Origin of the sequence: Acrocarpospora macrocephala (genome assembly GCF_009687865.1) — a bacterium.
GTDB classification, from domain to species: domain Bacteria; phylum Actinomycetota; class Actinomycetes; order Streptosporangiales; family Streptosporangiaceae; genus Acrocarpospora; species Acrocarpospora macrocephala.
On the sequence record NZ_BLAE01000011.1, the window covers coordinates 122,856 to 135,391 of the forward strand.

At 69.4% G+C, this 12,536-nt stretch carries 11 protein-coding genes; 6 read left to right on the forward strand and 5 right to left on the reverse strand.

All coding sequences use genetic code 11. The annotated features are described in order from the left end of the window. The first annotated feature begins 114 nt into the window (after positions 1-114). Complete coding sequence (locus Amac_RS10850; RefSeq protein ID WP_155354205.1) at positions 115-3,039, forward strand: tetratricopeptide repeat protein; 2,925 nt, start codon at positions 115-117, stop codon at positions 3,037-3,039. Between the two features lie 74 nt (positions 3,040-3,113). Here the strand turns inward: Amac_RS10850 and Amac_RS10855 are convergent, their stop codons facing one another. Then, a complete protein-coding gene (locus Amac_RS10855; protein ID WP_155354206.1) occupies positions 3,114-3,740 on the reverse strand; it encodes a hypothetical protein in 627 nt (208 codons plus the stop codon). Between the two features lie 39 nt (positions 3,741-3,779). Next, entirely contained in the window at positions 3,780-4,562 is a 783-nt protein-coding gene (locus Amac_RS10860; RefSeq protein ID WP_155354207.1) for an HAD-IIA family hydrolase, read from the reverse strand. Between the two features lie 69 nt (positions 4,563-4,631). Here Amac_RS10860 and Amac_RS10865 point away from each other — a divergent pair, with 69 nt between their 5' ends. Then, positions 4,632-5,654, forward strand: coding sequence for an LLM class flavin-dependent oxidoreductase (locus tag Amac_RS10865; RefSeq protein ID WP_155354208.1), 1,023 nt, complete (start codon positions 4,632-4,634; stop codon positions 5,652-5,654). Here the strand turns inward: Amac_RS10865 and Amac_RS10870 are convergent. Next, the gene (locus Amac_RS10870) at positions 5,651-6,541 is read right to left on the reverse strand and encodes a TIGR03619 family F420-dependent LLM class oxidoreductase (protein ID WP_155354209.1); all 891 of its coding nucleotides are present in this window, start codon (positions 6,539-6,541) and stop codon (positions 5,651-5,653) included. The genes Amac_RS10865 and Amac_RS10870 overlap by 4 nt on opposite strands. 36 nt (positions 6,542-6,577) lie before the next feature. On the opposite strand from Amac_RS10870, the gene Amac_RS10875 reads away from it, so the two are divergent. Together Amac_RS10875 and Amac_RS10880 are read left to right on the forward strand one after the other, a co-directional pair. After that, positions 6,578-7,399 carry a phosphotransferase family protein gene (locus tag Amac_RS10875; protein ID WP_155354210.1) on the forward strand — a complete coding sequence of 274 codons (822 nt, stop codon included), beginning with the start codon at positions 6,578-6,580 and terminating at the stop codon, positions 7,397-7,399. A 27-nt stretch (positions 7,400-7,426) separates the two neighbouring features. Continuing rightward, positions 7,427-7,690: a TFIIB-type zinc ribbon-containing protein gene (locus Amac_RS10880; RefSeq protein WP_373869610.1), complete on the forward strand. Its 264-nt coding sequence runs from the start codon at positions 7,427-7,429 to the stop codon at positions 7,688-7,690. Between the two features lie 43 nt (positions 7,691-7,733). Here Amac_RS10880 and Amac_RS10885 read toward each other — a convergent pair whose 3' ends face one another. Both Amac_RS10885 and Amac_RS10890 read right to left on the reverse strand, forming a co-directional pair. Next, positions 7,734-8,669, reverse strand: a complete 936-nt coding sequence (locus Amac_RS10885) for a hypothetical protein (RefSeq protein WP_155354211.1) — start codon at positions 8,667-8,669, stop codon at positions 7,734-7,736. Beyond that, a complete protein-coding gene (locus tag Amac_RS10890; protein WP_155354212.1) occupies positions 8,666-10,285 on the reverse strand; it encodes an ATP-binding cassette domain-containing protein in 1,620 nt (539 codons plus the stop codon). The genes Amac_RS10885 and Amac_RS10890 overlap by 4 nt, the downstream gene beginning before the upstream one ends. A 253-nt stretch (positions 10,286-10,538) precedes the next feature. Here Amac_RS10890 and efeU point away from each other — a divergent pair, with 253 nt between their 5' ends. Continuing rightward, the gene (efeU, locus tag Amac_RS10895) at positions 10,539-11,363 is read left to right on the forward strand and encodes an iron uptake transporter permease EfeU (RefSeq protein WP_155354213.1); all 825 of its coding nucleotides are present in this window, start codon (positions 10,539-10,541) and stop codon (positions 11,361-11,363) included. A 13-nt stretch (positions 11,364-11,376) separates the two neighbouring features. Continuing rightward, positions 11,377-12,513, forward strand: a complete 1,137-nt coding sequence (gene efeO, locus Amac_RS10900) for an iron uptake system protein EfeO (RefSeq protein WP_155354214.1) — start codon at positions 11,377-11,379, stop codon at positions 12,511-12,513. Positions 12,514-12,536: the final 23 nt, after the last annotated feature.

Genomic DNA, 12,536 nt, shown 5'->3' on the forward strand with positions numbered 1-12,536 from the left:
CGGGTGCGGAGCCATACGCCGGTCTGAGCAAGCCGTTCGCCAGGAGCGCGTTCTCGCGCTCCACCAGTCAGACTGGATAGTGGGTCGGGGGACGTCGCCGCGAAGGGCGAGACGATGCCGCTGGATTTCGCCGGAGCCTTGCTGGGCGCCTTGGTGCAGTGGGTCGGCGGCGCGGCCGGCAACCGGCTACGCCGCCTGGGTTCCGGCAGCCCCGCCCAATCCGCGATACGACGCGTCGTGAATGCCTCGATTGAACCAGCACTGGTCGATCTGGGCACCCCACCAGCTAGCGCCGGACCAGTTCTTGAGGCACTCCGGCTCCACCTGGCACACCGGCTGGACATCGATCTGGTGGCGATGAACGATCCGGGAGCCGTGCTGGCGACGTGGCTGGCGCCACTAGATGATCCCGGCCAGCACCTGGCCGGGACCGGCTACTTGAGCTCGCACAACATCCTCATCAGTGACCTCAGCGACCGGCTGCGCCAGCACATTCTGCTGGGTATTCAGGCCGACGCCCTGGACAACGGTCCGCTCGCGCCGCTGTGGCACGCCCTCGCGGCCGCCCACCACGAGCGGCGTGCCATCGCGCACGATGAAAAGCTGTATGCCACGCTGACCGAGATCCAGGCGCAGACCAGGGCGATCCTGACCAGCCTGAACCCCGGTCCCCGCCATGCGCGGCCGGGCAAGCGGACACTGGGCCAGCCCATAGACCGGGTACGGCCATTGGATCTAGGAGTCCACCCGTCCATCGCGGTCGGCACCGCCGCCAATCCGCCCGGCGAACTGCCCGCCTACGTCCCGCGCGCCCACGATGACACGTTGCAAGCGCTCGTGACCGATGCGCAGGCCAGCGGCGAGGTGCGAATGGCCGTGCTGGTGGGTGGGTCGTCGACTGGCAAGACCCGAGCCCTGTGGGAGGCCGTCCGCCGGCTGCCACCCCCGTGGCGGATCTGGCATCCGCTGCGCCCGGACCAGCCCAGTGCGGTCCTGACCGACCTGGACGCGGTGGGAACGCACACCGTGATCTGGCTGAACGAGCTCCAGCGCTACCTGTTCACTCCCGGCGGCAAAGCGGGTGAGCAGGTCGCCGCCGCCCTGGGTGAACTGCTGGCCAGGCCCAAACGGGGCCCGCTACTGATCGTGGGGACTCTGTGGCCGGACTACTGGGACATCCTTACGCGAATCCCGAAACCCGGTTCACCTGATCCCCATCCACAAGCAGGTGACCTGCTCAGAAACATCGGTATTCGCGTACCGGACGTGTTCACCGGCACTGACCTTGAGGCCGCCATGACCCTTGCGGACGAGCAAGGGGATCTCCGCTTGGCCGAGGCGCTCCGCAAGGCACCGGATGGGGCGCTGACCCAATATCTGGCCGGTGGCCCGGCGTTGATCGAACGCTATGACAAGGCGAACACCCTGGCGCAAGCGTTGCTTCACGCGGCGATGGACGCTCGCCGCCTTGGTCACGGCGCGGGCCTGTCACGGCGAATGCTCGAAGCGGCGGCCGCCGGCTACCTCAGCGACCAGCAGTGGGATCTTGTCGCCGCTGACGGGCTGGAGCAGGCGTTCTCCTATCTGACCGACCCGCTTCCCTGTCGTGGCGCCCGCCCGCCGCTGACCCGCATTCGCCCCCGGCCTGGCTTCGATCGGCGAGTGGCCCCGGCCAGGGACGCGGAAGACGAGCAAGGGTACCGGCTGGCCGACTACCTGGAAGAGTTCGGCGCGAACGCACGGCGTCTGATCTGCCCTCCGGCCAGTCTGTGGAACGCCGTCACCGAGCATTCCGAACCCAGCGATTGCGCCGCACTCGCGAAAGCAGCCTCCGATCGGGGACGATACCGGCATGCATTCCATCTGTCGCAACGCGGAGGAAATCCGGCAACGTTATGGCAATTAGCGTCGATCCGGGAGCTATTGGGGGACGAAGAGGGAGCCGAGAGGCTGTACCGTTCCGCCGCCGACGTGGCAGATCCCGACGCGCTGTGGAAGCTGGCGGAGCTGAGAGAACTCGCCGGCGATGGCGCGGAAGCCGAACGTCTCGTCCGCAGGGTGGCTGACACCAGCCATGTGCTGTGGAGAATCGCCGAGCAGCGAATAGCGGCGAAGGACGCGGACGCCGTCAAGCACCTGCATGCGGCGGTGAATGCCAGCACCGTACTTGGGGACCTTGCCGTGTTACGGGAAGAGACCGGAGACCACGAGGGCGCGGAGCGACTGGCTCATGAAGCCGCCGCCCAAGGTGACACCAGCACGTTGCGAGACCTCGCTGAAATGCGCGAGGAAGCCGGAGACCTCAGCGGCGCGGAGCGGCTCTACCGCGCGGCCGCAGACGCCGGCGACGCCCGGGCCCTGTCGAGCTTGGCGGTACTGCGGCAGGAAGCTGGAGATCGGATAGGCGCTGATCGACTGTACCGCGCGGCCGCGGCCGCTGGTGACGTGCAGGCCCTGTCGAACCTAGCCGTCCTGCGTGCGGAAGCAGGAGATGCCAAAGGCGCGGCGAAGCTGATGCGTGCGGCCGCTGACGCGGGAAGTACCGACGCGCTGATCGACCTTGCCATCCTCCAGGAACGGGCGGGTGACCACGAGAATGCCGAACGGCTGTATCGCGACGCCGTCGGTGCCCGTGGTATCGGCGCGGTCGTCAATCTTGCCCTGCTGCTCGAACGAAACGGCCACGGAAAAGCCTTCGAGCGGCTGTCCGAGTTGACGATGCACAACGGGCGCCCCGGTGGGCTGCTGGCCATAGCGCTGCTGCGAGAAGAGGCTGGTGATCACGCCAGGGCTGAGCGGCTCTGCCGAGCGGCAGTCGATTCTGGCGACACCATCGCGCTGTGGCACCTGGCCGAGATACGGGAGAGGGCCGGAGACCGAGAAGAGGCCGAACGGCTGGCCCGTTCCGCCGCCGATGCCGGGCACATCGGCGCCCTCCTGAATGTGGCGATACGAAGGGAACAGGCGGGAGACGCACGCTGGCCGGGGCTCCTGCGGTTTGGTGTGGAAGCGGACGGCAGGGTTGCGGACCCGTGGTGAATTCCTAGACCCTGCCGCCTTCCGCGGCACTTCCCGACGCGGCCCGGCTCCCACGCCCGCCGCCATCCGGCCGGTCAGGTTGAGCGGTCCTGCATTTCCCACAGGTGGTCCAGGACGTGCCAGATGATGCGGCGGGTGGCGTAGCGGGCGGGCCAGCCGTGTTCGGCGCCGCCGGGGGAAGGGGCGCCGAGGGTTTCGGTGATGGCGGTGCGCATGGTGGTGAGGTCTTCGGGGGACTTGAGGGGTTTGTGTTTCAGGCCGATCTTGCGGGCGTAGGCGCGTTCGGCTTCGGTGACGTGGGCGATCATCTTGGTGCGGTCGCGGCCGCCGCCCCGGGGGCCCTTGCGGAGTTCTTCGGGGGCCACCGTGGCGTAGGCGTCGAATTCGGCCCAGGCGGCGGTGAGGAGGGCGGCGGCGCGGGTGGCTTCCGTTTCGGTCACGGGGGCGTGGTCGCTGGGCGGGATGGCGCCGGGGGCGCCGAAATCGGTGGTGGTGTCGCCTTTGACGTGTTCGGTGATCACAGGATCGCCGGGGGTGAAGGGGAGGCCCGCGCGGTCGGCGATGACGCGGTAGCGGGGTTCGTAGGTGAGGAACGCCTCGATCGCCTGGTCCTCGGAGTTGCCGACCCGACACCAGCCGGGCCAGTCGATGGAGCAGGCGAAGACCTTCTTGGGGCCGATCTCCAGGTAGAGGTGGTTCATCCCGTCAGCCTCGCACGGGATGCTGACAGGACGTGGCAGCTACTCGACAAGATCGATCAGATCCGCGACCGAGGGGACGATCTGGGACGGGCGGAACGGGAAACGGTCGATCTGGTCGCGCTGGGTGACGCCGGTGAGGACCAGGATGGTGTGCAGCCCGGCCTCCATGCCGCAGACGATGTCGGTGTCCATCCGGTCGCCGATCATGGCGGTGCTCTCGCTGTGGCCCTCGATGCGGTTGAGCGCGCTGCGCATCATCATCGGGTTGGGCTTGCCCACGAAGTACGGCTCGACTCCGGTGGCTTTGGTGATCATGGCGGCCACGGCGCCGCAGGCGGGCAGGTTGCCCTCGTGGGAGGGGCCGACCGCGTCGGGGTTGGTGGCGATGAAGCGGGCGCCGTTCTCGATCAGGCGGATGGCGCGGGTGATGTGGGAGAAGCTGTAGGTGCGGGTCTCGCCCAGGACCACATAGTCGGGGTCCAGGTCGGTGAGGATGTAGCCGGCCTCGTGCAGGGCGGTGGTCAGGCCCGATTCCCCGATCACGTACGCCGAGCCTTCGGGGCGCTGGGCGGACAGGAAGTCGGCGGTGGCCATGGCGGAGGTCCAGATCGCCTCCGGCGGCACGTTGAGGCCGGCCACGCGGAGCCGTACGGACAGGTCGCGGGGGGTGTAGATGGAGTTGTTGGTGAGGACGAGGAAACGTTTGCCGGACTCGCCCAGCTTCTGGATGAACTCGTCGGCGCCGGGCACGGGCTTGCCCTCGTGGACCAGGACGCCGTCCATGTCCGACAGCCAGCAGTCGATGGGCTTGCGCTCAGTCATGGTCCAAGCATCGCAGGTGCGCGGAGGATTCCAGAAATATCCGGAGCGCATCTCCGGTTGTCTGCGTTCATGGAGAACATTCGCGGCGTCGCGCGAGGTGCGGCCGAAGTTCCTTTGTCGGTGCTTGAGCTGGCCACGGTCGGGGAGGGCGGCAGCCCGGGCGAGGCGCTGCGGGGCGCGACCGAGCTCGCGAAGCGGGCGGAGGAGTGGGGATATCACCGGATCTGGGTGGCCGAGCATCACGGCATGCCGGGGGTGGCCAGCTCCTCCCCCGCCGTGATCATCGCGCACCTGGCGGCGTCCACGAGCACGATCAGGCTGGGGTCCGGCGGGGTGATGCTGCCCAACCACGCGCCGCTGGTGATCGCCGAGCAGTTCGGGACGTTGCACGCGTTGCATCCCGGGCGCATCGATCTCGGTCTTGGCCGGGCGCCGGGGACGGACATGGTCACCGCGCAGGCGCTGCGCCGCAGCGCGAACGTCGACCCGGACGAGTTCCCGCAGGAGGTCGCCGCGCTGACCGCGTTCCTGGACGGCGCCAACCCCCGGGTCCAGGCGATCCCGCGCGGGGACGACCGGCCGCCCATCTGGCTGCTGGGTTCCAGCGGGTTCAGCGCGCGGCTGGCCGGGCTGCTGGGGCTGCCGTTCGCGTACGCGCACCACTTCAGCGCGGCCGGCACCGAGCCCGCGCTGGAGCTCTACCGCACCTCGTTCCGTCCGTCGGAGGTGCTCGCGGAGCCGTACGCGATGATCGGGGTCTCCGCGCTGGCGGCCGAGAGCGAGCAGGAGGCGCTGCGGCAGGCCATGGCGGGGGCGCTGGCGTTCCTGCGGATGCGGCTCGGCCGTCCCGGACGGTTCCCGACGCCGGAGGAGGCGGCCGCGTATCCGTATTCGGCGGCGGAGACCGAGTTCGTGTACGGGCGGCTGGCCGACGTCGTCTACGGCGACCGCGATCAGGTGAGGACCGGCCTGGAGGAGCTGCGCAAGCGCACCGGCGCGGACGAGCTGATGATCACCACGACCGTGCACGGCACGGAGACGCGAATCCGGTCGTACGAACTGATCGCGCAGGCCTACGAGATGACTCCCTAGGGTTTGAGCGCCTCCAGGGCCTCCTCGGCGCGGCGCATGGACACGGCGGGGTCGGCGTCGACGGAGCCGAACTCGGGGTTGAAGTTGAGGTCGTGGAAGACCTCGGTGACCCCCTGCTCGGCCAGGGCCGCGACGTCTTGCCGGATCTTCTCGTACGAACCGGCGAGCGGCGCGGAGCTGTCTGATCCAGGGCGGGTCACCCCGCGGCAGATGAAACGCAGCGCGCCGGGGTCGCGCCCGGCCTCGCGGGCCGACTCCTTCACCATGGAGATCTGCTCGTGGATCTTGGTGAGATCCATCCGGCTGGAGCTGATCCAGCCGTCGGCCAGGCGGCCCGCGCGGCGCAGGGCGACCGGCGCCGCGCCGCCCATCAGGATCGGCGGCACGGGCGCGGGCTTGGGGTCCTGGTGGACCGGAGGCAGCGCGTAGAACTCGCCCTTGTGCTCGACCGGGTCCTCGGTCCAGAGCTTGCGGAGCAGCTGCACATACTCCTCGGCGCGCTTGCCGCGGCGTTCCATCGGGACCGCGGAGGCGGCGAACTCCTCCTCCACCCAGCCCAGGCCGACCCCCACGTCCAGCCGGCCGCCGGAGACGATCTGCAGGGTGGCGAGCTGCTTGGCCAGCATGGCCGGGGAGTAGAAGGGCAGGTTCAGGACGGCAACGCCGAGCTGGATGCGAGAGGTGACCCCCGCCACGTACGACAACGTGACGATCGGGTCCTGAACGCTCCGATAGCTGGACCCCATCGAATGCCCGACCGGGTAGAGCAGCCGCTGGAACGTCCACACCTCGTCATAGCCCAGCTCCTCGGCCCGGGTCGCCACCCGCGCCATGGTGCCGGGCGTCGCCCACGACCCGGACACCGGCACCGCGAATCCAATCCTCATACGGCAACCCTAGAGCCCGCCGGGTAGATTGAGCCGGTGCCCCCCGACCTGGTCTCTCAGCTGGTACGGCTGTCCGGCCGCGAAGGCCCGCCCACCGTGCTCAAGGACACCCGCGTCCTGGTGATCAGGGTGGGCGACGTCGTGGTGAAGGCGCACCCGGCCGGGACCGACGAGGCCGAGCTGAAGGCCCGCCTGGAGGTACGGCTGCCCGGCCTGCTGCTGGAGCCGCTGGGAACCGACCGGGTGGGAGACCGGTTTGTCACCATCTGGCCCGCCGGGGAGCCGCTCACGCCCGACGATCTCGAGACGCCGCCGTGGGAGGAGGGCGGGCGGCTGCTGGCGCGGTTACACGCCCAGCCCCTGCCCGCCGGGTTACCCCCGATGGGCGGGCCCGCGCGGGTCACCCGGGCCGTCGCCCAGCTCGAACCCGGCGACCTGCCCCGCAAGGCGTACCAGACGCTGGATCTCCGGCAACGGGGCAGCGGGCTGACGCATGGCGACTGGCATCTGGGGCAGCTCATCCGCTTGGATGGCGCGTGGCTGCTGATCGACCCCGACGACCTCGGGTACGGCGACCCCGCCTGGGATCTCGCCCGGCCGGCCGCCTGGTTCGCGTCCGGGCTCGTCTCGCCGGACGAATGGAACCTGTTCCTCGGCTCCTACCTGGCCGCCGGGGGGACCGCCGTCTCGCCGGGCGACCCGTGGCGGGAACTCGACGGGCCGGCCCGCGCGTTGACAGTCCAACTGGCCGCCACGGCAATGGCGACCGCGCGCCGCGACAACACCGCCCTTGACGAGGCGGCGGAGGCTCTGATCTCCTCCTGCGAGAGGATCCTGGCCACACCGCCACCGTCGTAGGGTGAATGGTTAACGCCTCTTAAGGAGATGACGCTCATGCAGTGCCCCAAGTGCCGCGGGAACATGCGGACTTTTGACCGTAACGGCGTCCACATCGAGCAGTGCGACAACTGCCGTGGAATCTTCCTGGACTACGGCGAGCTGGAGACGCTCTCCCGCATGGAGAACCAGTGGAACGCGGCTCCCCCGCCCCCCGCTCCCGGCCCGGCCTGGGGCGGCGGCCACCACGGCGGCCACGGCTACCACCATGGCCACCGCAAGAGCTGGGTGAACGCGCTCTTCTCCAGCTGAGCTTCCCAGCCGCGGTCCCGTGGGGACCGCGGCTTCTCCATGCTCAGCTGGGGAAATCGTCCGGGTCGACCTTGCTCGACGGCGCGTTGCCGCCGGTGACCTTGTTGAGGGTGAGCGTCCAGTCGCTCCAGCGGATCGTGCTGCCGCTGAACGTGGTCTTGAACCGCACCGCGTCGTCGAACCGCTCGAAGTCGCAGGTCCGGTTGAACCGCCGCTTCTTGCTGTCGTAGTCGACCCCGGTCGCGAAGAACACCCGGTAGTTGCCGTCCTTGATGTTCGGCACGGTGGCCCGGCTCTTCTTGCGCACGTAGACCGACACCGCCTTGCGCTTGCCCAGCATCATGGTGAGCACCGCGTCCTGCGCGCCGCCGTTCTTCACGATCAGCTTGCTCCGCCCGCCGCGTACGGCGGAGCGCAGCACCTTCCCGTTGGCCTGCCGCCGGTTCTGCTCCTTGGGCGGTTTGACGGAGACCTTGCCGCCCGGGTAGTCGCCGAGCGAGGCCAGGTCGATGCCCGCCTCCTTGAGCGCGGCGAAGTCGTCGGACTTGCCTAACCGGGCCAGCACCGCCGTGGCCGTGCACAGCGACAGCTCGTCCACGCCGGTCCGCAGGTCGCCGAGGGTGGTCTCCATGCCGCGCAGCGCGGCCAGATAGTCGGAGTGCTCTGTGGTGATGTCGGCGGGCGGCTGGACCGGTTCGAGCTGGGTCAGGGCGTCGCCGACCGCCGTCTCGGCCCGGGTCAGCCGGTCCCCCAGCGTCTTCGGGGTCTTGGCCTTGGCCAGGTCCTTGAGCGCGGTGTCCACCGGACCGCCCGCCGAGTCCAGGGTGGTGCGGTAGGCGGCGGGGCTGAGGCCCGACGGCGAGGGTGACCCGGCGGCGGGGGCCGAGGAACCGGGGTCGCCCGGCGAGGCCGGGGCCGCGGTGCACGCGCTGAGTGTGACCGCCGCCGCGGCGGCGGCGAGGAACCGGGGAGTGATCACCTGTCCAACTGTTTCCCGTCAAGTCCGGAAGTGTCAATTCGGCGAGTCGGATTGATCGACTCCAGGAACGGAAGATCGTGGCTGGCCACGATCAGCGCGCCCCGGTAGGCGGACAGCGCCTGGGCGAGTTGCCGCACGCTGGCCAGGTCGAGGTTGTTGGTGGGCTCGTCCATGAGCAGGAGCTGGGGTTCGGCGAGCAGCAGCGCGGCCAGGACGGCGCGGAATCGTTCGCCGCCGGAGAGGGTGCCGACGGGCTGGCCGACGCGGGCGCCGCGGAAGAGGAATCGCGCCAGACCGGCGCGGATGTTGTTCATCGACGTTTCCGGTGCGACCGCGCGGACGTTCTCGAGCACGCTCAGGTCGTCGTCGAGGATGTCCAGGCGTTGCGGGAGATATCGCATCGGCACGAAGACGCCGTCGGGGGATCCCACCTCGCGGGTGTGGTTCGCGATGCGCTCCAGCAGGGTCGTCTTTCCTGAGCCGTTCGGGCCGACCAGGGCGATTCGTTCGGGGCCTTTGACGATGAGGTGGCTCAGCTCCAGTCCCGAAGTCACGCTATCGACCGAAATTTCGGAAATATCGTGGTCTGTTGCGGTCAGGCCGTACAGCGGGAGTGAAAGGACAATACGCCCGGTGGGGACGGTCGTCGCGGGGAGGGCGACGCGGATCTCGGCGTCGTCGCGGACGGCCTGCTCTGCCTCGGTGAGGCGTTCGCGGGCCTGCTCGACCTTCTCCTCGTGCAGGGTGCGGTGTTTGCCCGCCGACACCTCGGCCTGCCGCTTCCGGTTTCCCATGACGATCTTCGGCTCGTTCTTCTGCTCGCTCATCTTCTTGCCGTACCTGGCGCGCCGGTCGAGTTTGACCCGCGCCTCGGCCAGATCCCGCCGCTGCCGCTTGAGGTCCCCCTCGGCCGTCCGCACCGCCCGCTCGGCGGCGGTCCGCTCCGCGGCCAGGATCTCCTCCTGCGCGTCGAAGTTCCCCCCGAACACCCGCGCGGACGGCAGCTCGACGATCTGGTCGACCAACCCGAGCAGCGTCCGGTCGTGGCTGACGACCACGAGCGTGCGGTTCCACGCCAGGACCGCGTCGTAGAGGCGGCGGCGCGCCGCCAGGTCGAGGTTGTTGGTGGGCTCGTCCAGCAGCAGCACGTCGGGCTCCAGCAGGAACCGCGCGGCCAGCCCGACCAGCACGGTCTCCCCGCCCGACAGCGCGGCGACCTGACGGTCGAGCCCCACGTCGCGCAGCCCGAGCCGGTCGAGCTCGCCGCGGGCCCGCTCCTCGACGTCCCACACGACGGCCGCGTAGTTGGCCTCCGACACGTCCCCCCGCTCGATCGCGTGCAGCGCCTCGCGGGCCGCCGTGATGCCGAGCAGGTCGGACACCGTCCTGGCCACCCCGAGCGGCAGGTTCTGCGGCAGGTACCCGATGACCCCGCCCGCGCGCACGCTCCCCCGGCTGGGCGTCAGCTCGCCCGCCAGCACCCGCAACAGCGTGGATTTCCCGGACCCGTTGACCCCGACCAGGCCGGTACGCCCCGGCCCGAACGCGAGCTCCACCCCGTCGAACACCGGAGTGCCATCCGCCCACGCGAAAGAAAGATCATGAATTGCCAACATAAGTCGTCCCTGTGAGGTCGTGTTCATGGACACGCGAGGACGCCGGCGATCAGACAGTGATCAGACCTGGCGTCGACCTCAGAACCTCAATGGAAGCTCCCGGGAACGGGGATGGGACGCGAACAAAGTTACGCGGCTCATCCGCGCGCATCAAACGAATTACGACCCACCCCCACCGGCGTGGCCGCCCGCTCGTATGGGTAAGGTAAAGCTCGCCTAAATTAGGCAAGCCTCACCTTGTGGAAGTGATCGCGTGTTCGCCAGTTACCTCATCGGGCTCCGGGAAGGGCTGGAGGCGACCCTGGTCGTCTCCATCCTGGTGGCCTTCCTCGTCAAGAGCGACCGGCGAGACAGGCTGTCCCTGGTCTGGACGGGCGTCGCCGCCGCGGTCGCGCTGTCGGTCGCCTTCGGCGCGCTGCTCTCCTTCACCGCCGCCCACCTGGCCTTCGAGCAGCAGGAGCTGTTCGAGGCGGTCGCCTCGATCGCGGCGACCGTCTTCGTCACCTGGATGATCTTCTGGATGCGCGGCGCGGCCCGCAAGATCGCCTCGGATCTGCGCGCCAAGCTGGGCGAGGCGCTCCAGGTCGGCTCGGTCGCGGTCGCCGTGATGGCGTTCCTCGCGGTGGTCCGCGAGGGCCTGGAGACCTCGCTGCTGTTCTTCGCCTCGGCCCAGGGCGCCGCCACCACCGCCACCCCGCTCATCGGCATCACCCTCGGCCTGCTCACCTCCATCCTCATCGGCTGGGGCCTGTACGCCAGCGCGATCCGCGTCAACCTCACCAAGTTCTTCACCTGGACCGGCCTGCTGCTCATCCTGGTCGCCGGGGGCATCCTCAAGTACGGCGTGCACGACCTCCAGGAGGCCGGGATCCTACCGGGCCTGAACACCCTCGCCTTCGACATCAGCGGCGTGCTCGACCCGAGTGCCTGGTATTCGGCCCTGCTCAGCGGCATGTTCAACATCACCGCCACGCCGAGCGTGCTGGAGGTGACCGCCTGGGTGGCCTACGTGCTGCCGGTGCTGTACCTCTTCCTCCGCCCGGCCGCCCCGGCCAAGCTCGCCGAGTCCATTTCGTAACGGGAGTACATCCATGCGCAACGCCCTTCTCCTCGGCGCTCTCGCCCTGGCCACCCTCACCGCCTGCGGCGGCACGGAGCCGGCCGCCCCCGCCGCGAGCGGCTCGGCCCCGGCCGGGAACGGGAAGGTGGCGGTGGCCGCCAGCGACACCGCCTGCCAGGTCGGCACGGCCGAGGTCGCGGCCGGCACCGCGACGTTCTCGATCACCAACGGCGGCAGCAAGGTCACCGAGTTCTACGTGTACGCCCCTGGCGACCGGGTCATGGGCGAGGTGGAGAACATCGTCCCCGGCCTCACCCGGGACCTGGTGATCGAGCTGCCGGCCGGGACGTACGAGACGGCCTGCAAGCCCGGCATGATCGGCAAGGGCATCCGCGGCCCGCTCAAGGTGACCGGCGAGCACAAGCCGCTCACCGACGACGCCCAGCTGGCCGAGGCCACCGCCAGCTACCAGCGTTACGTGCGGAGCCAGACCGACGCGCTGCTGGTCAAGACGCAGGAGTTCGTGGACGCGGTCAAGGCGGGCGACCAGGAGAAGGCCAAGGCGCTGTTCCCGGTGTCGCGGACCTACTGGGAGCGGATCGAGCCGGTGGCGGAGATCTTCGGCGACCTGGACCCGAAGATCGACGGCCGGGAGGAGGTCATCGAGGAGGGCATGGAGTTCACCGGCTACCACCGGCTGGAGAAGGACCTGTGGGCGACCAAGGACATCAGCGGCTCCGGCCCGATCGCCGACCAGCTGATGAGCGACGTGAAGCTGGTGGTGGAGAAGGCGAACGCGGAGAAGTTGTCGCCGCTGCAGCTGGGCAACGGCGCGAAGGAGCTGCTGGACGAGGTGGCCACCGGGAAGATCACCGGTGAGGAGGACCGCTACTCGCACACCGACCTGTGGGACTTCGCGGCCAACCTGGAGGGCTCGCAGGCCGCCGTGCAGGCGCTGCGCCCGGTGCTGGAGGCGCGGGACGCGGCCCTGGTCAAGACCCTGGACGAGAAGTTCACCGCCGCCGAGACCGCCCTTGAGGCGCACCGCAAGGGCGACGGCTGGAAGCTCCACACCGAGCTGAGCAAGGACGAGCTGAAGGTCCTCTCGGACACGATCAACGCCCTCGCCGAGCCGGTCAGTAAGATCGCCGCCGTGGTGGCACAGTAAGACCGCACGACTACTAGGAGCGG

Excerpts from the sequence above, each read along its gene's own strand:
- Amac_RS10850 (WP_155354205.1), top strand. The coding sequence starts at position 115 with ATGCCGCTGGATTTCGCCGGAGCCTTGCTGGGCGCCTTGGTGCAGTGG.
- Amac_RS10855 (WP_155354206.1), bottom strand. The coding sequence starts at position 3,740 with ATGAACCACCTCTACCTGGAGATCGGCCCCAAGAAGGTCTTCGCCTGC.
- Amac_RS10860 (WP_155354207.1), bottom strand. The coding sequence starts at position 4,562 with ATGACTGAGCGCAAGCCCATCGACTGCTGGCTGTCGGACATGGACGGC.
- Amac_RS10865 (WP_155354208.1), top strand. The coding sequence starts at position 4,632 with ATGGAGAACATTCGCGGCGTCGCGCGAGGTGCGGCCGAAGTTCCTTTG.
- Amac_RS10870 (WP_155354209.1), bottom strand. The coding sequence starts at position 6,541 with ATGAGGATTGGATTCGCGGTGCCGGTGTCCGGGTCGTGGGCGACGCCC.
- Amac_RS10880 (WP_373869610.1), top strand. The coding sequence starts at position 7,427 with ATGACGCTCATGCAGTGCCCCAAGTGCCGCGGGAACATGCGGACTTTT.
- Amac_RS10890 (WP_155354212.1), bottom strand. The coding sequence starts at position 10,285 with ATGTTGGCAATTCATGATCTTTCTTTCGCGTGGGCGGATGGCACTCCG.
- efeO (WP_155354214.1), top strand. The coding sequence starts at position 11,377 with ATGCGCAACGCCCTTCTCCTCGGCGCTCTCGCCCTGGCCACCCTCACC.